Here is a 21,383-nt window from a genome sequence, read left to right on the forward strand (position 1 = left end):
GCTCCTTCTACCCGGCCTGCAGGCCGGGCTGGCCGTCGAGGATGACGAACGAGCGCACCGTCGACGCGGCCGCGCCGTGCTCGGTCACCGTGTTCACCGCGCGGAAGTCCGCGCGGACCTGGCTGCGGCTGATCGTCGTACGGACGTAGCCGCGCCGGTCGGAGTAGAACTTCAGGTGCGGGTTGGTCGCCGCGTTCGGGATGGTGGTGCTGCCGGTCCCGTTGCCCGTCGAGGTGATCGAGGTGCAGACCAGCTCGGTGCCGATGGTGGCCGACGACGGGTTGGCGTAGTCGGCCTTCAGCTCGTTGGCCCAGGACTTGTGCACGTCGCCGGTGAGGACGAGCGGGTTGCGCACGCCGCGCTGCTGCCAGCCGCTCTGGATGCGGCTGCGCGAGGCCCGGTAGCCGTCCCAGGCGTCCATGTTCGCCGCCCCGCTCGCCTCGAACTGACGGGCGAAGAACACCTGCTGGCCGAGGATGTCCCAGGTGCCGTAGTGCTGGGCCAGCCCGTCGAGCAGCCACGCCTCCTGGGTCGCGCCGGTCAGCGACCGGGAGGTTAGGTCGGCGTCCGCGCAGACCTTCCAGCCGTCGCCGCACGCCTGGTCGTCGCGGAACTGCCGGGTGTCGAGCATGTGGAAGGTGGCGAGCTGCCCCCACCGCACGCGGCGGTAGAGTCCGATGCTGTTGCCACTCGGCGCGGAGGCCGGTCGCAGCGGCATGTTCTCGTAGTAGGCGCGGTACGCGGCGGTACGCCGGGCGGTCCACTGGGCGGCGGTCAGCGTCGGGCTGCTGTCGGCCCGGACCATGTTCGCGTAGTTGTTCTCCACCTCGTGGTCGTCCGGCACCACCAGCCAGGGCGCCGCCGCGTGCGCCGCCTGCAGGTCCGGGTCGGACTTGTAGAGGGCGTACCGGCGGCGGTAGTCGGCCAGCGACACGATCTCCGCGCCCACGTGCTGGCGCACCGCCGAGGTGTTGACGCCGCCCTCGTAGATGTAGTCGCCCAGGTGCAGGATCAGCCCCGGGTTCTCCTCGGCCATCCGCCGGTACGCCGTGTAGTAGCCGGCCTCGTAGTGCGCGCAGGAGGCGAACGCCATGACCAGGTCGCGGCCGAACGTGCCCGCCGCCGGTGCGGTCCGGGTACGCCCCACCGGGGAGATCTGCCCCTGGGCCCGGAATCGGTAGTAGTAGTCGGAGTCGGCCGCTAGGCCGCCCGCGACGACGTGCACCGAGTGGGCGTCGGCGTACCGGGCGACCACCGAGCCGGACGCGACCAGCGACGAGAAGCGGTCCGTGGTGGACACCTGCCACTCGACCGTCACGTCAGCGTCGGCCATGCCGCCCTGCCCGTCCGCGTTGAGCGGTGACGGCGCCAGTCGGGTCCACAGGACCACGCTGTCGGCGGCCGGATCACCCGACGCCACACCGAGTTTGAAGGGGTACGGCGCCGCGGCGCGAGCAGTCTGCCCGGGGGTTACCGCGGCGCCGGCGGCGGCGAGTCCACCGAGGACGAAGATGCGACGACTGAGCCTTGTCATGGTCAATACCTTCGAGGCCGTCGATGAACAGCGAAGGCTGTGGCGCGGAAGCCGACATGACGGGACGTTGGCCGCGTCAAGGCCGTCAGGTGTCGTGCCCCGCGACCGGGTCGTCAGGTCAGCGGCGACGGCGACTCGGCGTTGGGGATCAGCAGTTTCGGCGTGCCGGAGCCGTCGGCGGGGACGCCGAACACGTCCGGCCGGCCGTCACTCTGGCGCAGCGTGTAGGCCAACGTCGCGTCGTCGAGCCAGGCCGCCTGGTCGTCCACGCTGGCGGTCTCCGCCGTCGCGGTGATCCGCCCGGACGCCAGGTCGAGCACGGACAGCCGCCAGCCCTTCCTGGGGTCCGCGTCGATCGCCTGTTTGAAGGCGATCCGGGTGCCGTCGGGCGACAGCGACGGGCACTCGACGTTCTCCCGCAGCGTCGCCACGGTCCGGGCGGCCACGTCGCCGCGTACCAGGTAGCGCTTGCCGCCGGTCGACATGGTCGCGTAGAACCGGTTGTCGTCGGCGGTGAAGGTCACGCCCCAGTAGTTGACGTCCGGGCTGCGGTAGGCGCGGCCGTCCCGCGTGACGGCGAACCCCTCCAACGACGGGACGGTCGCCCCGGTGACGGTGTCGAGGATGCCGGTGCGGGTGGAGAAGCCGCTCGCCGTGTAGGAGTCGCCCCCGACGAACGTCGTCCAGGAGACCATCCGGCCCGACGCCGAGACCCGGGCCCGGTTGGGCAGGCCCGGCACGCTCAGCGTCCGCCTCTGGTTCAGCGCCGCGTCGAGCACCACCACCTGGTACGACCAGGCGGTATCCGGCTTCAGGCAGACGCCGGTGCCGGCCGCCGCGTACACCCGCAGGCATTCCAGACCCGAGACGGTACGCGGCCCGGCGGGGTCGGCGGTGGCGACGCTGGAGACGTGCCGGTCGGTGACGGCCAGCAGGCGCGGGCCCGGCGTCAGCGCGACCGCCTGGTCCCCGGCGGCGGCCGCTGGCGGGGTCCGGGGCGGCTCGGCGGCGAGGGCCGCGTAGCCCACCGCCCCGCTGGCCAACAGCACCGCCGAGGCGGCCACCACACCGAGCTTGGCCCGGGTCGACATCGCGGTCACGAGGACACCCTCCGAGGGATCAGACGGGACGGGGAAGCCAGCAGGAGCACGGTGACCACCAGGACACCGGCGACGGCCACGGCCGCCGCGAGGACCGCCGTCCGCGGCCCCCAGGCCTGCCAGGCCAGACCGAACACGACCGAGGAGACGAGGTACGCGAGCGCCTGCCCGGTCTGCACCAGCGCGATCCCGGTGGTCCGCAGCCGCGGTGGCAGCACCGGTCCGGCGAGCGCGATGAGCACGCCGTCGGTGGCCGCGTAGAACCCGCCGTAGAGCGCCAGCGTGAGCACGAGCGCCGGCCAGCCGTGCAACGGCCCGGCCAGCAGCAGGTAGGTCGCGCCGAGGGCGACGTAGCCGCCCACCACGACCGGCAGCCTCCCGACCCGGTCGGCCAGGACACCGAGCGGGGCGGCGAGCAGCAGGTACGCGAGGCTGGTGCCCACCGCCAGCAGGGGGAACCACCGCAGGCCCAGGTCCTCGCGGCGTTGCAGCACCAGGTAGACGAAGCCGTCGCCGATGGTGGCCAGGCCGAGCATCGTCGCGGCCAGCAGCAGCCGACGGGCCGGCCGGCTGCGCAGCAGGCCCCACGCCTCGCCGACGGAGACCCGGGGCTCGTCCGGCGCGTCGGCGGGCTCGCCGCTCGGGCGCTCCCGGACGAACAGCACGAGCACGACGACCGCCAGCGCGGCGACGCAGAAGCTGGTGACGAAGACCGCGTCGTACGACTGGCCGACGGCCAGCAGGACGGCGAACGCGGCGAGCGGCCCGAGGAACGCGCCGACGCTGTCCATGGCCCGGTGCACCCCGAACGCCCGACCCAGCGCCTCGGGCGGGGTGGAGAGCGTGATCAGCGCGTCCCGGGGCGCGCTGCGCACGCCCTTGCCGAGCCGGTCGACGGCGATGACCGCGCCGATGGCGGGGACCGACCGGCCGGCGAGCAACAGCCCGAGCTTGGCGACCGCCGAGAGCGCGTAACCGACACCGGCGACGAGCTTGCGCCTCCGGAACCGGTCGGCCGCGAAGCCGCCGACGACCCGCAGCAGCGCGGTCGCGCCGGTGTGGACGCCGTCGAGCACACCGAAGGCCACCGGGCTGAGTTGCAGGCCCAGCACCAGGTAGAGCGGCAGGACGGCGGCCACCATCTCGGCCGAGACGTCGGTGATCAGGCTGACCGTGCCGAGCGCGACCACGTTGCCGCTGACCAGGGCGAGCCGGCGGCGGCGCGGCCCGGGTGGGTCGGCGACCGGACGGGAGACGGTCGACAGGTACACGCGCATCTCCTGGACATCGGTGGGCGACGGTCAGCCATCGTGACGATCCGGCGCGAAGGGCCACAAGGGAGCACAGGCTGCGGGCAGGCGTGCGGTGGGTGAACATCCAGCAAACATCGAGATGTTTCACTGTCTGAGCGTACTGTTCACCTGGCGGCAGTGCGCCGGTTCATCGACCTTCCTACGTTCCTTGCGCTCTACACCCGCAAACGAAGGGGTCCTGGATGGACATTCGAATCGCCCGCCCACCGGTGACGGTCGGTACGGTCGCGGTGCTCGTCGCCGCCACCGCCGCCGTCGTCCTGACCGGCTCGGGCACGGCCGCCGCGGCGAGCGTGACGTTCACGCCGGTCGCCGACACCTACGTCCAGAGCGACACGGCATCCACCAACTACGGCACGTCCACGCAGGTCGTGGTCGACAACTCGCCCGCCCGGCGGATGTTCCTGCGCTTCACGGTGAGCGGCGTCAGCGGCACAGTGACCAGCGCCAAGCTGCGGTTGCGCACGATCAGCGGCAACAGCGGCAGCGACGCCGGCGGCACGTTCCGGAGGATGTCCAGCACCACCTGGTCGGAGACCGGCACCACCTGGAACAACCAGCCGGCCATCGACGGGGCCACCCTCTCCTCGCTCGGCGCGGTCGCCGGCAACACCTGGTACGAGGTCGACGTCACCGCCGCGGTCACCGGCAACGGCACGTACAGCTTCGGCGCCACCTCGACCAGCGGCGACGGCGCGTACTACGACACCCGCGAGAGTGGCGGCGACGCACCGCAGTTGGTGGTCACGACCGGCACCACGACGCCGCCGTCCGGTGACCCCGTCCTCGTCGGGGCCGGCGACATCGCCACCTCCGGCTCCGGCGACACGGCCACCGCCGCGCTGCTCGACAACATCTCCGGCACCGTCTTCACGACCGGCGACAACGTCTACGACAGCGGCACCGCGACGCAGTTCGCCAGCTACTACGAGCCCACCTGGGGCCGGCACAAGAGCCGCACCCGCCCGTCGCCGGGCAACCACGACTACAACACGTCCGGCGCCACCGGCTACTACAACTACTTCGGTACGACCGCCGGCCCGAGCGGCCGGGGCTACTACTCCTACGACCTCGGCAACTGGCACGTCGTGTCGCTGAACTCGAACATCAGCATGTCGGCCGGCTCCGCCCAGGAGCAGTGGCTGCGCGCCGACCTCGCGGCCAGCAGCAAGCCGTGCACGATCGCGTACTGGCACCACCCGCTCTTCACGTCCAGCTCCGACCACGCGCCGTCCACGTCGACGCGCCCGCTGTACCAGGCGCTCTACGACTACAACGCCGACGTCGTGGTGTGGGGCCACAACCACGTGTACGAGCGGTTCGGCCCGATGAACCCGTCCGGTAGCTACGACGCCAGCCGGGGCATGCGCAGCTTCGTCGCCGGCATGGGCGGCGCGGACCACTACGGCTTCGGCACCATCCAGCCCAACAGCGAGGCGCGCAACAGCTCCGCCTGGGGGGTTCTGAAGTTCACCCTGCACTCCGGCAGCTACGACTGGCAGTTCGTGCCGGTCGCCGGCCAGACCTACGCCGACAGCGGCACCGGCAACTGCCACTGACGGCCCGATCCCGCTGCGCCGTTCGCGGCGCAGCGGGATTCTCCGTACCTCAGCACCGCCGTGACCAGCGTCTGCCCGACAATGCCGTGATCTGCGGCAAACAGGCCCAAAGTTGTCCAAGAGCCGGTTGAACCGTCGCCGGGCCACCCCGTAGTACCTCGGTACCGATCAGGACACCTACCCGGGAGGTCTACCAGTGGCGGCACCATGGGAAGAGTACAACCAGAGCTGGTTCCAGTACGACGGGCAGGGAAGTGTCGTCGACACCCGGAATCGCAATCCCGACGTCAGCCCACGAGACACAATGGTCGCTCTCTGGGAGAACATTGACGTGACCCGGCAGCTGGCCATGGCCGTAAACCTCAGCCAGCAGGCCATTGCCGAGTTCAACAACGTCAGACACCTTCCGGAAGACGCCACGCAAATCCTGGAGCGTCCCGACCTCAGCAACGATCTATTGAACGACGCCGCGGCAAGGTTGGCGGAGAGCGTCGCAGGAATCGAGCGGGCGGCCTCTGCGATGGAGACGTCCGTCCGCTTACTCAACATGGCTGGGGAGCGGTGGAACTCTCACCAAGGCGACTCACCGTACAACGAGAATATCGTGACCCTTCAAGCGGCGCAGTCGAGGGATGCGATCAACTCTATCAATACTTTTCTGAACATAAACCGGATCGCCACCGGGGCGATCGATGAGGCGAGAACGCGTGGTGTGCAGCACCCGGATTTCGGCCAGGCGCGCCAAGCGGCGACCCGGAGCCTCGATGATGTCCACCTAATGTCATCTGATGTCAATGTCCTCCTGTACACGAACGAGCGCGATGTGCGCGGGGTGTCCGACCTGGGCTGGCAGACGACGCCCACCCGGAACGATCTACCTGACCAAACAGTCGACAGGCTGGCGAACACACTCAGCGGCGGGGTCTACACCGACTCCAACCCGCACGGCGCACAACACTTCTCCACCACCGCGAGGAATGCGCAGGTAGCACAGGAGGCCATGAACATCCTGAGTGATGCGGGATTTGGCGAGCACGCGATGGCGTGGCAGGCGTATCACGCCCGGCAGCAGCACACGGCCGACACATTTCCGAGCGTCCAGTTCTACCCCGAGGGCCAATGGTCGGGGCAGGCGAACAGCCGGTCGGTCGGCGGCCCGGCGGGCGAGTCCATCGCCGACGAAACTACGACCAGCCAGCAGCATGGTGCCAGACGGCGGGGTGCACGGCGCCGGCGATGACCTGACCGCGTGGGCTCACAGCCCAGTCTGCGACGGGGTTCGGCGACCGAGCGACGTGTGCCCCCGCCCTCGAGATGGGCGGGGGCACACGTGCGTGCGGTCAGGGCATCAGCGGGTGCCGGCCGCCCGGCGCTTGTTGTAGACGTCGAACGCGACGGCGACGAGCAGGACGAGCCCCTTCACCACCGACTGCGTCGACTGGTCGACGCCCATCAGCTGCATGCCGTTGCTCATCACCGCCATGATCAGACCACCGACCATCGCGCCGACCACGGTGCCCACGCCGCCGGTGACCGCCGCGCCGCCGATGAAGGCCGCCGCGATCGCGTCCAGCTCGAACATGTTGCCGGCCGCGGGCTGCGCGCCGTTGGACCGCGACGAGTAGATGACGCCCGCCACGGCCGCGAGGAAGCCCATGTTGACGAACATCCAGAAGTTGACGGTGCGGACCTTCACGCCCGACAGCGCCGCCGCCGAGAGGTTGCCGCCGATCGCGTAGACCTGACGGCCGAAGACCGTCCGCCGGGTGAGCAGACCGTAGACCAGCACCAGCGCCGCCAGGATGATCAGCACGATCGGCAGGCCCCGGGCGTGGGCCAGCTGCCAGGCGAAGTACATGATGACCGCGCCCACCAGGACGACCCGGGCCACGAACAGCGGGAACGACTCGACCGGCTGCTGGTAGCGGATGCGCGCCAGACGGGTGCGGAAGCCGCTCACGGCGTACCCGGCCACGGCGATCGCGCCGATCAACAACGTGAAGGCGTCGAAGCCGTTACCGCCGAGCAGGCCGTTGAGGAAGCCCGCCGCCACCTTCTGGTACTCGGACGGGAACGGCGACAGCGAGATGTTGTCGAGCACCCGCAGGGTGAGACCCCGGAACAGCAGCATGCCGGCCAGGGTCACGATGAACGCCGGGATGCCGGCGTACGCCACCCAGAAGCCGTGCCACGCGCCGACCGCGATGCCGACGGCCAGCGCCGCGAGGACACCCAGCCACCACGGGTGCCCCTGCTGGATCACGAGGACGGCGGACACCGCGCCGGTCAGCGCGACCACCGAACCCACCGACAGGTCGATGTGCCCGCCGATGATCAGGATGACCATGCCGATCGCGAGGACCAGGATGTACGAGTACTGCAGGACGATGTTGGTGATGTTGCCGGGGCTCAGTGACACCCCGTCGGTCAGTACCGCGAAGAGCGCCAGGATGACGACCAGGGCGACGTAGATCCCGCTCTGCCGGAGGTTGTTCAGCACCAGGGCCCGCAGGTCGCTCGTCCCCGTGTGCAGAGCGGCGGCCGGGGCGGTGTCCGACGGTGTCGGGCGCTCCGTCGAAGGGGTTTTGATGCTGGTCATCCGACGAGCTCCTTGTCCTTTGTCATCAGCTCCATGAGGCTCTCCTGGGTTGCCTCGCTCACCGGCTTCTCACCGGTGATCCGGCCCGCGGCGAGGGTGTAGATGCGGTCACACATTCCGAGCAGCTCCGGCAGCTCGCTGGAGATGACGATCACCGCTTTGCCGGCGGCCACCAGCCGGTTGATGATCGTGTAGATCTCGAACTTGGCCCCGACGTCGATCCCGCGCGTCGGCTCGTCCAGGATCAGCACGTCCGGGTCGGTGAAGAGCCACTTCGACAGCACGACCTTCTGCTGGTTGCCGCCGGAGAGCTTGCCGACCACTGCCATCACGCTCGTCGTCTTGATGTTCATGTCCCGCCGGCTCGACTCGGCGACCTTGATCTCCTCGTTGCCGTTCACCCAGCCGTACTTGGCCAGCCGGTCCAGGGCGGCGGCGGAGACGTTGCGCCGGACGTCGTCGATGAGGTTCAGGCCGTACCGCTTGCGGTCCTCGGTGACGTACGCGATGCGGTTGTCGATGGCCTCCGCGACGTTGCGGGCGTTGACCTCGCGACCGTGCATGAAGAGCTTGCCCTTGATGTCGCGGCCGTAGGAGCGGCCGAAGACGCTCATCGCCAACTCGGTCCGGCCGGCGCCCATCAGCCCTGCGATGCCGACCACCTCGCCGGCGCGCACCGACAGGTTGACGTCCTCGACGACCATCCGCTCCTGGGTCGGGTGCCGCACCGACCAGTCCTCGATCCGCAGCACCTCCTCGCCGGGCGACGATTCGCGGTCGGGGTAGAAGCTCTCGATGTCGCGGCCGACCATGCCCCGGATGATGCGCTGCTGGTTGACGTCGTCGGCGCGCATGTCCAGGGTCTCCACCGTACGACCGTCCCGGATGACGGTGGTCGAGTCGGCGATCGCGGTGATCTCGTTGAGCTTGTGCGAGATCATGATGCAGGTGATGCCCCGCTCCTTGAGCTGCCGGAGCAGGCCGAGCAGGTGCGCCGAGTCGACGTCGTTGAGGGCGGCCGTCGGCTCGTCCAGGATGAGCAGGCGCACCTTCTTGGACAGCGCCTTGGCGATCTCCACGAGTTGCTGCTTGCCGACGCCGAGCTGGATCACCGGGGTCACGGGGTTCTCGTGCAGCCCGACGGACGCCAGCAGCTCCGCCGCCTCGGCGTTGGCCTTGTTCCAGTCGATCAGGCCGCTGCGGCCCCGGCGCTCGTTACCCAGGAAGAGGTTCTCGGCGATCGACAGGTAGGGCACCAGGGCGAGTTCCTGGTGGATGATGACGATGCCATTGGCCTCGCTGTCCCGGATGCCCCGGAACTGCATCGGCTTGCCGTCGAAGAGGATCTCGCCGTCGTACGAGCCGGATGGGTGGACGCCGGAGAGCACCTTCATGAGGGTGGACTTGCCGGCGCCGTTCTCGCCGCAGATGGCGTGGATCTCTCCCCGACGTACCGCGAGGTTGACATCCTCCAGCGCGGTCACTCCGGGGAAGGTCTTCGTGATACGACGCATCTCGAGGATGGTGTCGTCCATGGTCACTGTCCTCTGTCGGTCTGGACGTTGCTCGATCACGGCGTCGGGCCCGGCGGTCGCCCGCCGAGCCCGACGAGGTGACCTACTTCTTGGCCTGACCGGCGGCGACCTCTTCCGCCGTCCAGTAGCCGGAGTCGATCAGCGTCGCCTTGATGTCGTCCTTGTAGACGGTCGCGATCGGCAGCAGGTACGACGGAACGACCTTGACGCCGTTGTTGTACGTCTCGCTGTCGTTGGCCTGCGGCGTCTTGTCCTGCAGGAACGCCTCGGCGGCGTTCGCGGCCTGGTCGGCCAGCAGGCGGGTGTCCTTGAAGACGGTCGAGTTCTGCACACCGTCGTTGATCAGCTTGATCGAGGCGATCTCGGCGTCCTGGCCGGTCACCACGGGCAGCTTCTTCTTGCCGGTAGCGCTGTAGCCGGCGTTCTGCAGGGCGGTGATGATGCCCCGGGAGATGCCGTCGTACGGCGACAGGACCCCGTTGACGACCGAGCCGTCGTTGTAGCTGGAGGTGAGCAGGTCCTCCATGCGCTTCTGCGCGGTCTCCTGCTGCCAACGCAGGGTGGCCACCTGCTCCTTGGTGGTCTGCTTCGACTTCACCTTCAGCGTGCCCGCGTCCATGAACGGCTTGAGGGTGTCCATCGCGCCGCCGAAGAAGTACTGCGTGTTGTTGTCGTCCAGCGAGCCGGCGAACAGCTCGATGTTGAACGGACCCTTGGCCGTGCCCTTCGAGCCGTCCTTGTTCTGCAGGCCGAGCCCGACCAGGAGCGCGGTGGCCTGCGCCACGCCGACCTTGTAGTTGTCGAAGCTGACGTAGAAGTCGACGTTCTTGCTGCCGCGGATGAGCCGGTCGTACGAGATGACCGGGATCTTCGCGTCGGCGGCGGCCTGCAGCTGACCGCTGAGCGCCGTGCCGTCGATGGCCGCGATGATCAGGACGTCCGCGCCCTGGGTGATCATCTGGTCGACCTGCTGCGACTGGGTCGGGATGTCGTCGCCCGCGTACTGCAGGTCGACCTTGTAACCCTTGGACTCCAGCTTCGACTTCACCGCGTTGCCGTCGGCGATCCACCGCTCCGAGGTCTGCGTCGGCATCGCGACGCCGATCGTCAGGTCCCCCGGCTTCTTGTCGCTGGTGTTGTCGCCGCTGCCGGCGCCTCCACCACTGCACGCCGCCAGGCTCAACGCCAACGCCGCGCTACCGAGAGCAACCAGGAATTTCCTGCTCACGGGCCGTCTCCTCTCCCGATTCCCCCCGCCGACCGCCGGGGCCACCTGTCATCTTTCGGGTAGTGTTAGCGCTCACATAGGGCACGTCAACACCTGATCCGAAATACCGGTGTCACGGTCTCGTAACGGAGACTTCCTCACCCGCACGACCTCGCGCAACCCCTCCCGACAGTTGAGCGGCTGGCGCAGGTCACGAGGCATCGACGCGCTTAGCGGCGCGGCGGAGCGACACTGTCGCGGGCGACAAGTGTCGGCGCGATGGTCTGGCGCAGGGCGCCGCCGCCATTGCCGTTGCCCGACTCGATCTGGGTCAGCAACATCTGCAGACTCGCCCGCGCCACCGCGTCGAAATCCGGTCGGACGGTGGTCAGCGGCGGAATGAAGTACGCCGCTTCCGGCACGTCGTCGAAACCCACGACGCTGATCTCGGCCGGCACCTTGCGCCCGAACTCGTGCAGCGCCCGCAGCACCCCCAGGGCGAGGTGGTCGTTGGCCGTGAAGATGGCGGTCACCTCCGGCATCCGGGCGAGCATCTGCCCGCACCGGTAGCCCGACGCCGCCGACCAGTCCCCGTGCATGAGGGGCGGTGGCTCCACCCCCGCGGCGAGCAGCGCCGCACGCCAGCCCTCGATACGACCGGCGCTGTCGAACCAGTCGGACGGCCCCGACACGTGCCACACCGTGCGGTGCCCGGCGTCGAGGAGATGCTCGGTCACCGCCCGCGCGCCCGCCACCTGGTCGACCGTCACCAACGGCACCGGACGGTGCGGGTCACCGTCGACCGTCACCAGTGGAACGTCCTTGGGTAGCCGCTCCAACGCCTCGCCGGCCGACTCCACCGGCGCGATGACCACGATGCCGGCGACCCGGTGCGCCAGGTGCCGCTCGACCGCGGCCGAGATGGAACGGTGGTCCAGGTCGCGCACGCTGCCGACGCTGACGGCGAAGCCCTCCGCCGCGGCGGTCTGCTCCAGGGCGGCCAGCAGCGACGCCGGACCGTAGAGGGTCGTGTTCTGTGCCACCACGCCGATGACCTGGGACCGGCCGGTCACCAGGGCGCGCGCCGCGCCGTTCGGGCGGTAGCCGAGTTCGGCGATCGCCGCCCGCACCCGTAACCGGGTCTGCTCGCGCACGTTGGGGTGCCCGTTGAGCACCCGCGACACCGTCTGGTGGGAGACACCGGCCAGACGAGCGACGTCTGTCATCGCGGGACCGTGGACGGCCATTTCACTCCCCCCGCCTTCAACCCGACCCGCGGCCCGTCGACGTTGACTGGAGCGGCCCGGCCCGATCCCCCTCGCTCAGCCACCACGCCGGTGCTGAATCGCAGGTGACCAGCGCTGGATCGCCGACAGTCTACGCCAGCGATCGCCCCGGACACGGCACGGCTGAACGCGAAGACACGGCGTGTGCCAGGTCGCGCCGGAGTTCCGCGCGCACCTCGCGCCGTCGCCCTCGGCCGGAAGTGGCCGCAACGGGCCGCCGCCCCGCTCCAAGCTCCTGGACAGAGCGTGGAACAGGGCGGCGACTGGTCTGCTGCGACGACACGAACCCTCCCCCTGCGGGGTGGGCGATGCCGTCACCTCACTCGTTGTGTGACCGGCGTCACGGTGTGGTCAGGTCGAAGCGGCGGACGGCGACCGAGCCGCCGAGCGCCTGGGTGGCGTGGTTGAAGATGGCGAACCGGTAGCCCATGAAGAACTGCCAGTTGTTCGCCAGCGTCAGGGCGTTGCCGAAGGACGTGAAGTTCACGCCGTCGGTGCTGTACGAGAAGCGCGCCTGCCGGCCCGAGCCCGGTCTGATGTCGGCGTTGGCGCGCAACCAGATCCGTCCGCCGGAGATGGCGGTGCTCGCCGCCTCGCTGCCGGTGCTGGTGGTGTTCCAGTTACCGTCCATCGTGAGACCGTTCTGCATCACCAGACGCGTCGATCCGTTGTCCCGCTTGATGCCGATCCAGGCGGACGAGTTGCGCAGCACCGCCAGGCCGGTGCGGTCACCGTCGCGCATCGTGGAGTAGTCCAGCTCGATGGTGGCGGTGGAGGTGGGGCCCTGGATCCGGTGCGTCAACGTGTTACGCGCCGCGTACAGGTCGCCGGTCACGGTGGCGGTCTGCAGGTTCAGCCCGTTGTTGACCGACCAGCGGCTGTTGTCCGGGTTGTGGTTCCACTCCCACTGCGGGCCGAGGGTGGTGCCGGCGAACGTGTCGGTGCCCGTCAGCGGCTTCACCGCACGCGGCGGAGCGGGCAGGTTCGGCTTCGGGTAGGAGCTGCCCCACGCGCCGTTGACGGTCTGCAGCACCGGCCAGCCGTCGCTGGTCCAGGTGATCGGCGCCAGGGCCGGCATCCGACCACCGGGGTACGCGTCGACGAACGACATGTAGTACCAGTCGCCGTTCTGGGTCTGCACGAGACCGCCCTGGTGGGGCACGCCGCCGCCCGAGATGGGACCGGGCAGGTTGAGCAGCACCTGACGCTGCTCGTACGGGCCGAACGGGCCGTTGGTCGACTTCAGCACGTACTGGCCGTTGGCGGGCCGGGTGAGCCAGATGTAGTAGGCCCCGTTGCGCTTGTAGAACCGGGCGCCCTCCAGCGTGCCGATGCTCGACGGGGTCTGGTACACCTGCTGGGCGCGTACCTGGGACTTCCCGTCGGCGGAGAGCTGGGCGACGCTGATCGTGGTGTTGCCGTACGCCACGTACATGGTGTCGTTGTCGTCGATCAGCATGCCCGCGTCGTAGTAGCAGTTGGGGATGGTGGTGTGCTTGCTCCAGGTGCCGTCGACGGCCGACGCGGTGTAGATGTGCGTCTGCGCGAAGTCGATGCACCCGGCCCAGTAGTACGTGCGGTTGCTCGGCCGGTAGTTCAACGTCGAGGCCCAGATCCCGTCGACGTACGCGTTGCCGCCGCTCATGTCGTACTTCGAGCCGAAGTCGAGCCGGGGCACGGCGTGCCCGGCGTACTCCCAGTTCACCAGGTCATACGAGCGCAGGACCGGTGCGCCAGGCGAGTAGTGCATGGTGGACGACGTCAGGTAGTAGACGTTGTCCACCCGGATGATGTCGACGTCGGCGAAGTCCTGCCAGATGGCCGGGTTCGAGAACGTGCCGTTCGACGGTGGCGGCGTGGTGGGGGGCGGCGTGGTGGGCGGCGGCGTGGTGGGGTTGCCCCCGCCGTCGACGCGGACGAGCTGCCACTGCTGGTTGGTGCCGTTCCAGTCGTCGTACTGCACGATGTTGCCACCGTCGGCCGTCGAGGCGCCCTGCACCTCCATGACCTTGTTGCTGTTGCGGTTGACCAGGCGGACGTAGCCGCCGTCCGAGTCGGCAAGCCGGAACTGCTGGTTGGTCCCGTTGTTGTCCGACCACTGCACGATCGCCCCGCCGTTGGCCGTCGACCGGCCGGAAACATCCAGCACCTTGCCGGACAACCGCGACTTGACCCGGTAGTAACCACTACCGGAATCCACGAACTGCCACTGCTGCTGGTTGCCGTTGTTACGCGTCCACTGCGTGATCCGCGCGCCGTCGTTCGTGGCCAGGTTGTAGACGTCCAACGCCTTGCCACTGTTGCGGTTCACCAGGACGTACCACGCGCTCGTGTCGACGGTGGCGGCCGACGCGGGCGCCGCGGCCACCGCCACGGCCGCGCCACCGACCACCAGTGCCGTCGCGGCGACGGCCAATCTCGACAGCCAGTTGCGCCGGCGTGGCGCACCCCGGGGAACCCGACCGATGGAAAGCATGATCCTCCTCTGCTGACGCGAACCGTGCGGTCTGGGCCGGCGTCCGCGGCACCGGGCGGGGCACCGAGCTGACCACGCCCGGCCATGTGATCGCTAACAGCACGCCCCGGGCGTCACGGCACACGATGCCGACGACGGGGGGTTAGGACGCGTGCACGGCCGGACCAGGCAATGACATCGACCACCTTGGCTATAGACTGTGAGCGATAACATGCTCTTAGTCAAGGCGTAACACAACCGGCCCGCCGGCCTGCTAATGCACGCGGCAGAGCCCGGACGCAAACCCGAACGGGTGGTCCACCCCGGCCCGCAGGCAGGGGTGGACCACCCGGTTCAGCAGAGGTTCGGCGCAGGTCAGAAGCCGCGCGCCAGCCGGTAGTAGGCCTGGTTCCAGCGGATCTCGTCGGCGAAGCGGCGCGTCGTGGTCTCGGCGTCGATCACGACCAGCTCGGTCCGGCTCATCTCGGCCAGATCGTGCAGCTCCTCGGCGCCCACCGCCTGCGAGAGCACCGTGTGGTGCGGGGCGCCGGCAGTGATCCAGGACTCGGCGGAGACCGGCAGGTCCGGCCGCGGTCGCCAGACGGCGCGCGCCACCGGCAGCCGGCGCAGCGGCTGGGGCGGCGGCACGACGTCGATCTCGTTCGCCACCAGCCGGAACCGCTCCCCCATGTCGGCCAACCCGAGCACCACCGCTGGGCCGGGGGCGGCGTCGAACACGAGCCGCACCGGGTCCTCCCGGCCGCCGATGCTCAGCGGGTGGATCTCGACGTTGGGCACGTCGGACGCGATGGTCGGACAGACCTCGAGCATGTGCGCGCCGAGCACCACCTCCTGGCCCGAGGTCAGGTCGTAGGTGTAGTCCTCCATGAACGACGTGCCGCCCGAGACCCCCACGGACATCGCCTTGATGGTGTGCACCAGGACGGAGGTCTTCCAGTCGCCCTCGCCGCCGAAGCCGTAGCCGTCCGCCATCAGCCGCTGGACGGCGATGCCGGGGAGCTGACGCAGGCCGCCGAGGTCCTCGAAGTTCGTGGTGAACGCCCGGAACCCACCGGCCTCCAGGAAGGCACGCATACCCAACTCGAGGCGGGCGGCGTACCGCAGCGAGTCGTGCCGCTCACCGCCGGGAAGCAGCTCGGCGCCCACGCGGTAGGTGTCGCCGTACTCCTTGACCAGCTCGTCCACGTCGGCGTCGGCGACCTCGCCGACCACCTCGACCAGGTCGTTCACGCCGTAGGTGTTGACCGACACCCCGAAGCGCAGCTCCGCCTCGACCTTGTCGCCCTCGGTGACCGCGACGTCGCGCATGTTGTCGCCGAAGCGGGCCAGGCGCAGCGACCGCATCGCCGACCAGCCGGTCGCCGCACGGGCCCAGGCGCCGACCCGGGCGGTCACCCGCGGGTCGCTGACGTGCCCGGCGACCGTCTTGCGGGCCACACCGAGGCGGGTCTGGATGTACCCGAACTCACGGTCGCCGTGCGCGGCCTGGTTCAGGTTCATGAAGTCCATGTCGATGTCGTCCCACGGCAGCAGGACGTTCGCCTGGGTGTGCAGGTGCAGCAGCGGCGTCTGCAACGCGTCCAGCCCGGCGATCCACATCTTCGCCGGCGAGAACGTGTGCATCCAGGCGATGACCCCGATCGCGCCCTGGGCGGCGGCCTCCCGGCAGACCCGGAGGATCTCGCCGCTGTTGGTCAGGACGGGCTTCCAGACCACCCGGGCGGGAATCTGCGGCGAGTCGTCGAGCGTGGCCGCGATCTGGCGGGACTGCTCGGCGACCTGCCGGAGCGTCTCCTCGCCGTACATGCCTTGGCTGCCGGTGAGGAACCAGATCTCGGGTTCGGGGTGTGGTGCCATGGGGTTGCCTTCCGCGAGAGGGGCGGTCACTTGTAACGGATTCCGATGAGTCGCTGCAGGAGGATGAACGCGAAGAGCAGGCCGCCGATCACGATCTTGGTCCACCAGGAGTTGAGGCTGCCGTCGAACGTGATGAGGGTCTGGATCACACCCAGGACCAGCACGCCGAGCACGGTGCCGAAAATGTAACCCGAGCCGCCGGTGAGCACCGTGCCACCGATGACGACGGCGGCGATGACGTCCAGCTCCATGCCGACGGCGATCAGCGGCGCCCCGGAGAGGGTGTAGAACGACAGCAGGATTCCGCCGATCGCGGAGCAGAGCCCGCTGATCGTGTAGACGGCGATCCGGGTACGCCCCAGCGGCAGGCCCATCAGCAGCGCCGACTGCGGGTTGCCGCCGATCGCGTGGACGTTCCGTCCCAACCGGGTGTACGCCAGCACGTACGCGGCGACGAGCACCACGGCGAAGGCGATCAGCACGCTGATCGAGACGAAGTTGCCCCGGGGATCGCCGATCCGCTCCTGCGACATCCTGGTCCAGAAACCGTCGGTGATCGGGATCGACGAGTCCGAGATGAACGTGCACATGCCCCGGGCGAAGAACATCCCGGCGAGCGTCACGATGAACGGCTGGATGTCGAAGAAGTGGATGACACAGCCCATCAACAGGCCGAGCGTCGGCCCGATGAGCAGCGCGATCACGAGTACGAGCGCCGCCGGCAGGCCCTTCTCCAACAGCGCCGCCGACACCATCGCCGTCATGGCGACGACGGACCCGACCGACAGGTCGATGCCGCCGGTGAGGATCACGAAGGTCATCCCCACCGCGACGACGAGCAGGAAGCCGTTGTCGATGAAGACGTTGAAGATGACCTGGACGTTCGAGAACGCCGTGTACTGGGACACGCCGATGCCGTACATCACCAGCAGCAGGGCGAGCGTGGCCAGCACCGGCACCTGCCGCCGGGGCAGCCGGAACCGGGTGCGGCGGGGGGCGGTGAGCGATCCGGTGGTCATGCCGGCACCTGCTCCTTCGGCTTGTCGGCGACGGGGCGCGGCGGCGGGGTGCTCTTCCGTCGCCGGCTGAACCGGGCCCGGAAGGCCGGCGCCTGGATGAGGCACACAGCGATGACGACCACCGCCTTGAACAGCAGCGACGTCTGCGGCGAGATGTTCATGGCGTACACCGTGGTGGTCAGGGTCTGGATGATCAGCGCCCCGAGAATGGTGCCGCTGAGGTAGAACCGGCCGCCGGCGAGGGACGTGCCGCCGATGACGACCGCCAGGATGGCGTCCAGCTCCACCCAGAGGCCGACGGCGTTGCCGTCGGCGCTGGACACGTTGGCCGTCATCATGAAACCGGCGACGGCGGCGCAGGCGGCGCTGAGCACGTACACGAGGAAGATGACCCGGTTGGACCGGATGCCCGCCAGTCGGCTCGCCTCGGCGTTGCCGCCCACCGACTCGACGATCATGCCGAGCGCGGTGCGACGGGTGAACGCGGCGACGAGCAGTGCGGCGGCGAGCGCGATGAAGATGGCCAGCGGCAGGGTCAGCAGGTGACCCAGCCCGATGGCCCGGAACGGCCCCGAGTTGATGGTGATGATCTGGCCCTGGGTGATCAGCTGGGCGAGGCCGCGACCGGCCACCATCAGGATCAGCGTGGCGATGATCGGTTGAATGCCGATCACGGCCACCAGCACCCCGTTCCAGGCACCCAGCACCAGCGAGATACCGAACGCCATCGCGAGGGCGGTCAGCACCACGGCGAGGCTGCTCTGGTCGGTCTGCTTGCTGATGTACATGCAGGCGACCGCGCCGCTGATGGCGCAGATAGAGCCGACCGACAGGTCGATGCCGCCGGTCGAGATGACCAGCGTCATGCCCAGCGCCACGAGGATCAGCGGGGCGCTCAGCCGGAGGATGTCAATCGGCGTGCCGTACAGGTGCCCGTCCTTGAGCTCGATGGACAGGAACCCGGGCCGGTAGATCGTGTTCGCGGCGAGCATGACCACCAGCACGGCGACGGGCCAGAACAGCCGGTGACCGATCATCGTCCGATAGCGGCCCTTCGTGTCGTTCATCGGTCCGCCTCCTCCCGGTGGGATCCACTCGCGATCGTCTGCATGATGCGCTCCGCGTCGAGGTCCTCGTTGTTGGCGAGCTGCGCGACCATCTGCCGGTCCCGCATGACCGCCACCTTGTGGCTGAGGCGCAGCACCTCCTCCAACTCGGCCGAGATGAACAGCACCGCCATCCCACCGTCGGACAGTTGCGCCACGAGCCGCTGGATCTCGGTCTTCGCGCCGATGTCGATACCGCGGGTCGGCTCGTCCAGGATCAGCAGCCGTGGCTCGGTGATCAGCCAGCGGGCGAGGAGCACCTTCTGCTGGTTGCCGCCGGAGAGGTTGCGAACCGGCACCTCCGGGTCCGCCGGACGGATGTTGAGCGCCTTGACGTACTTGTCGACCAGTTCGTCCTGGCGGCGGCGCGGGATCGGGCGCAGCCAACCCCGGGCGGCCTGCATGGCGAGGATCATGTTCTCGCGGACCGACAGGTCGGGGACGATGCCCTCGGCCCGACGGTTCTCCGAGCAGAAGCCGACGCCCTGGTCGATCGCCTGCGCGGGGGTACGCAAACTGCTCGACGTGCCGTCGATCGCGACCTGCCCACCGTCGGCCCGGTCGGCGCCGAAGAACAACCGCGCCACCTCGGTACGCCCCGAGCCCAGCAGGCCGGCGAGGCCCACCACCTCACCGGGGTGGATGGTCAGACTGAACGGCTCGACCGCGCCCGCCCGGCCCAGCTTCGACACCGCCACCAGGGGGGTGCCCTCCTCGATCGCGGCCAGGTCGCGCCGGGAGTGCTCCTCGATTCCCTCGAGGACGTCGAGCTCCTTGCCGATCATCTTCTCGACGAGGCCGAGTTGGGGCAGCTCGGCGGTCAGGTACTCGCCGACGAGACCGCCGTTGCGCAGCACCGTGATGCGGTCGGCGATCTCGTAGACCTGGTCGAGGAAGTGCGTCACGAACAGGATCGCGATGCCCTCGTCGCGGAGCTGCCGCATGATGCGGAACAACTGCGCGACCTCACCCGCGTCGAGACTGGACGTCGGCTCGTCCAGGATCAGCACCCGGGCCTGGATGTCGATCGCGCGGGCGATCGCGACCATCTGCTGGATCGCGAGGGAGTACGAGCCCAGCGGCGCGCTGACGTCGAGGTCGAGGTCGAGACGGCTCAGGAGCGCGCGGGCGCGGCGGCGGACCTCGCCCCAGCGGACGGCGCCGAACAGCCTCGGCTCACGTCCGATGAAGATGTTCTCCGCCACCGAGAGGTTGGTGCAGAGATTGACCTCCTGGTAGACGGTGCTCACCCCGGCGGCCGTCGCCTGCATCGGCCCGCTGAAGGACACCGGCTCGCCGCCGAGGGTGATCGTGCCGTCGTCCGTGTCGTAGACGCCGGTCAGCACCTTGATGAGGGTCGACTTCCCGGCGCCGTTCTCGCCCATCAGGGCGTGCACCTCGCCGGGGAAGAGCCGGAAGTTGACGTCGTGGAGTGCACGCACCCCGGGGAAGGACTTGCTGATCCCGGTCATCGTCAGGACCGGACGGCTATCCGTCATCCCATCAGACCTCTTCTGGGGGTTGTCGACGCGGATGGGCCGTTGCGCTCCCACCGCGCCCGCCCGGCCCTTCACCTGGGCTCGGGCGGGCGTGGCGCGGGTCGTCGCGGGTCATGCCCGGTCCGTTCGTGGTTTACGGGGCGACGCGGCGGGGCCGCCACGCGAGCGTGGCGACCCCTCCTCGTCGATCAGTACTTGCGGGTGGGCAGAGCCTCCTTGGCCTGCTCCTGCGTGAAGGTGGTCTCCTCGGTCTCGATCCGAGCCGGCACCGTCTCGCCCGCCTTGACCTTCTTGGCGAGGTCCATCAGCTGAGGGCCGAGCAGCGGGCTGCACTCCGCGATGAAGTTGAACTTCCCGTCGGCGAGAGCCTGCATACCGTCCTTGACGGCGTCGACCGTGATGATGGTGATGTCCTTGCCCGGCACCTTGCCGGCCGCGGTGATCGCCTCGAGAGCACCCAGACCCATGTCGTCGTTGTGCGCGAACAGCACGTCGATCTTCGGGTTGGCCTTGAGGAACTGCTCCATGACCTGCTTGCCACCCGCCCGGGTGAAGTCACCCGGCTGCGAGGCGATGATCTTCAGGTTCGGGTTGGCGGCGATCGCCTCGCCGAAGCCCTTCTTGCGGTCGTTCGCCGGAGCGGCACCCGTGTTGCCCTGCAGCTCGACGATGTTGACCGGGCCCGTGGCGCCCTTCTTCTGCTCGACCAGCCACTCGCCCGCGAGCTTGCCCTCCTTGACGAAGTCCGAGCCGAGGAAGGTCTTGTAGAGGCTCTTGTCGGCCGAGTCGACCGAGCGGTCGGTCAGGATGACCGGGATGCCGGCGTCCTTGGCCTCCTTGAGCACGGTGTCCCATCCGGACTCCACCACCGGCGAGAAGGCGATGACGTCCACCTTCTGCTGGATGTAGTTGCGGATGGCCTTGATCTGGTTCTCCTGCTTCTGCTGCGCGTCGTCGAACTTCAGCTCGATGCCCGCCGCGGCCGCCGACTCCTTGATCGAGGTGGTGTTCGCCGTACGCCACCCGCTCTCGGCGCCGACCTGGGAGAAGCCCATCGTGATCTTGCCATCGTCCTTGGACCCGCCGCCGCCGGTGTCGCTGTTGCCGCAGGCCGCCACGCCGCCGATGAGCAGCACACTGGCGAGGACCGCGATAGCGCGCTGCGTTCGCATCTTTCTCATCAGATCTCCTTGGCTGGGTGTGGTGGGGACCGCGTCAGCCGCCGACGAGCAGAGGTGGCGTACGCGGGTGGTGCGTGCTGGTGCGTCGGTGGAGCAGACCGGCGGGCCGTGT

General features: G+C 69.1%; 15 protein-coding genes. 2 read left to right on the top strand and 13 right to left on the bottom strand.

Features of this window, described 5'->3' with window-relative positions:
• Nucleotides 1-7: 7 nt before the first annotated feature.
• From AB0I89_RS05155 to AB0I89_RS05165, 3 genes are all read right to left on the bottom strand, one after another.
• A complete protein-coding gene (locus AB0I89_RS05155) occupies nucleotides 8-1,534 on the bottom strand; it encodes an alkaline phosphatase D family protein (RefSeq protein ID WP_357120368.1) in 1,527 nt (508 codons plus the stop codon).
• A 113-nt stretch (nucleotides 1,535-1,647) separates the two neighbouring features.
• Nucleotides 1,648-2,625, bottom strand: a complete 978-nt coding sequence (locus AB0I89_RS05160) for a hypothetical protein (protein WP_357120809.1) — start codon at nucleotides 2,623-2,625, stop codon at nucleotides 1,648-1,650.
• Between the two features lie 5 nt (nucleotides 2,626-2,630).
• Nucleotides 2,631-3,905 carry an MFS transporter gene (locus tag AB0I89_RS05165; protein ID WP_357120371.1) on the bottom strand — a complete coding sequence of 425 codons (1,275 nt, stop codon included), beginning with the start codon at nucleotides 3,903-3,905 and terminating at the stop codon, nucleotides 2,631-2,633.
• Nucleotides 3,906-4,129: 224 nt separating this feature from the next.
• On the opposite strand from AB0I89_RS05165, the gene AB0I89_RS05170 reads away from it, so the two are divergent.
• Nucleotides 4,130-5,506 carry a DNRLRE domain-containing protein gene (locus AB0I89_RS05170; protein ID WP_357120374.1) on the top strand — a complete coding sequence of 459 codons (1,377 nt, stop codon included), beginning with the start codon at nucleotides 4,130-4,132 and terminating at the stop codon, nucleotides 5,504-5,506.
• 196 nt (nucleotides 5,507-5,702) lie between these two features.
• On the top strand, nucleotides 5,703-6,746 hold the full coding sequence (locus tag AB0I89_RS05175; RefSeq protein WP_357120377.1) for a hypothetical protein: 1,044 nt from the start codon (nucleotides 5,703-5,705) through the stop codon (nucleotides 6,744-6,746).
• 108 nt (nucleotides 6,747-6,854) lie between these two features.
• Here AB0I89_RS05175 and mmsB read toward each other — a convergent pair whose 3' ends face one another.
• The 10 genes from mmsB to AB0I89_RS05225 all read right to left on the bottom strand — a co-directional run bounded on the left by mmsB (nucleotide 6,855) and on the right by AB0I89_RS05225 (nucleotide 21,271).
• A complete protein-coding gene (mmsB, locus tag AB0I89_RS05180) occupies nucleotides 6,855-8,105 on the bottom strand; it encodes a multiple monosaccharide ABC transporter permease (RefSeq protein WP_357120380.1) in 1,251 nt (416 codons plus the stop codon).
• On the bottom strand, nucleotides 8,102-9,640 hold the full coding sequence (gene mmsA / locus AB0I89_RS05185; RefSeq protein ID WP_357120383.1) for a multiple monosaccharide ABC transporter ATP-binding protein: 1,539 nt from the start codon (nucleotides 9,638-9,640) through the stop codon (nucleotides 8,102-8,104). The genes mmsB and mmsA overlap by 4 nt, the downstream gene beginning before the upstream one ends.
• 82 nt (nucleotides 9,641-9,722) lie before the next feature.
• On the bottom strand, nucleotides 9,723-10,868 hold the full coding sequence (chvE, locus tag AB0I89_RS05190; RefSeq protein ID WP_357120386.1) for a multiple monosaccharide ABC transporter substrate-binding protein: 1,146 nt from the start codon (nucleotides 10,866-10,868) through the stop codon (nucleotides 9,723-9,725).
• A gap of 209 nt (nucleotides 10,869-11,077) precedes the next feature.
• Entirely contained in the window at nucleotides 11,078-12,073 is a 996-nt protein-coding gene (locus tag AB0I89_RS05195; RefSeq protein ID WP_357120389.1) for a LacI family DNA-binding transcriptional regulator, read from the bottom strand.
• 400 nt (nucleotides 12,074-12,473) lie between these two features.
• Nucleotides 12,474-14,609: an RICIN domain-containing protein gene (locus AB0I89_RS05200; RefSeq protein ID WP_357120392.1), complete on the bottom strand. Its 2,136-nt coding sequence runs from the start codon at nucleotides 14,607-14,609 to the stop codon at nucleotides 12,474-12,476.
• Between the two features lie 354 nt (nucleotides 14,610-14,963).
• The gene (gene araA / locus AB0I89_RS05205) at nucleotides 14,964-16,466 is read right to left on the bottom strand and encodes an L-arabinose isomerase (protein WP_357120395.1); all 1,503 of its coding nucleotides are present in this window, start codon (nucleotides 16,464-16,466) and stop codon (nucleotides 14,964-14,966) included.
• Nucleotides 16,467-16,492: 26 nt separating this feature from the next.
• Nucleotides 16,493-17,485 carry a galactofuranose ABC transporter, permease protein YjfF gene (gene yjfF, locus AB0I89_RS05210; protein ID WP_357120398.1) on the bottom strand — a complete coding sequence of 331 codons (993 nt, stop codon included), beginning with the start codon at nucleotides 17,483-17,485 and terminating at the stop codon, nucleotides 16,493-16,495.
• The gene (locus AB0I89_RS05215) at nucleotides 17,482-18,552 is read right to left on the bottom strand and encodes an ABC transporter permease (RefSeq protein WP_357120401.1); all 1,071 of its coding nucleotides are present in this window, start codon (nucleotides 18,550-18,552) and stop codon (nucleotides 17,482-17,484) included. The genes yjfF and AB0I89_RS05215 overlap by 4 nt, the downstream gene beginning before the upstream one ends.
• The gene (locus AB0I89_RS05220; RefSeq protein WP_355050441.1) at nucleotides 18,549-20,090 is read right to left on the bottom strand and encodes a sugar ABC transporter ATP-binding protein; all 1,542 of its coding nucleotides are present in this window, start codon (nucleotides 20,088-20,090) and stop codon (nucleotides 18,549-18,551) included. Before AB0I89_RS05220 ends, AB0I89_RS05215 begins: the two co-directional genes overlap by 4 nt.
• 188 nt (nucleotides 20,091-20,278) lie before the next feature.
• A complete protein-coding gene (locus tag AB0I89_RS05225; RefSeq protein WP_357120405.1) occupies nucleotides 20,279-21,271 on the bottom strand; it encodes an ABC transporter substrate-binding protein in 993 nt (330 codons plus the stop codon).
• Between the last annotated feature and the right edge of the window lie 112 nt (nucleotides 21,272-21,383).

Origin of the sequence: Micromonospora sp. NPDC049801, from assembly GCF_040656575.1 — a bacterium.
Taxonomy (GTDB): domain Bacteria; phylum Actinomycetota; class Actinomycetes; order Mycobacteriales; family Micromonosporaceae; genus Micromonospora.

What these genes read in the sequence shown, in the direction of transcription:
- AB0I89_RS05155 (WP_357120368.1), bottom strand. Translation starts at nt 1,534, where the DNA reads ATGACAAGGCTCAGTCGTCGCATCTTCGTCCTCGGTGGACTCGCCGCC.
- AB0I89_RS05160 (WP_357120809.1), bottom strand. Translation starts at nt 2,625, where the DNA reads ATGTCGACCCGGGCCAAGCTCGGTGTGGTGGCCGCCTCGGCGGTGCTG.
- AB0I89_RS05170 (WP_357120374.1), top strand. Translation starts at nt 4,130, where the DNA reads ATGGACATTCGAATCGCCCGCCCACCGGTGACGGTCGGTACGGTCGCG.
- mmsB (WP_357120380.1), bottom strand. Translation starts at nt 8,105, where the DNA reads ATGACCAGCATCAAAACCCCTTCGACGGAGCGCCCGACACCGTCGGAC.
- mmsA (WP_357120383.1), bottom strand. Translation starts at nt 9,640, where the DNA reads ATGGACGACACCATCCTCGAGATGCGTCGTATCACGAAGACCTTCCCC.
- AB0I89_RS05195 (WP_357120389.1), bottom strand. Translation starts at nt 12,073, where the DNA reads ATGACAGACGTCGCTCGTCTGGCCGGTGTCTCCCACCAGACGGTGTCG.
- AB0I89_RS05200 (WP_357120392.1), bottom strand. Translation starts at nt 14,609, where the DNA reads ATGCTTTCCATCGGTCGGGTTCCCCGGGGTGCGCCACGCCGGCGCAAC.
- araA (WP_357120395.1), bottom strand. Translation starts at nt 16,466, where the DNA reads ATGGCACCACACCCCGAACCCGAGATCTGGTTCCTCACCGGCAGCCAA.
- yjfF (WP_357120398.1), bottom strand. Translation starts at nt 17,485, where the DNA reads ATGACCACCGGATCGCTCACCGCCCCCCGCCGCACCCGGTTCCGGCTG.
- AB0I89_RS05215 (WP_357120401.1), bottom strand. Translation starts at nt 18,552, where the DNA reads ATGAACGACACGAAGGGCCGCTATCGGACGATGATCGGTCACCGGCTG.
- AB0I89_RS05220 (WP_355050441.1), bottom strand. Translation starts at nt 20,090, where the DNA reads ATGACGGATAGCCGTCCGGTCCTGACGATGACCGGGATCAGCAAGTCC.
- AB0I89_RS05225 (WP_357120405.1), bottom strand. Translation starts at nt 21,271, where the DNA reads ATGAGAAAGATGCGAACGCAGCGCGCTATCGCGGTCCTCGCCAGTGTG.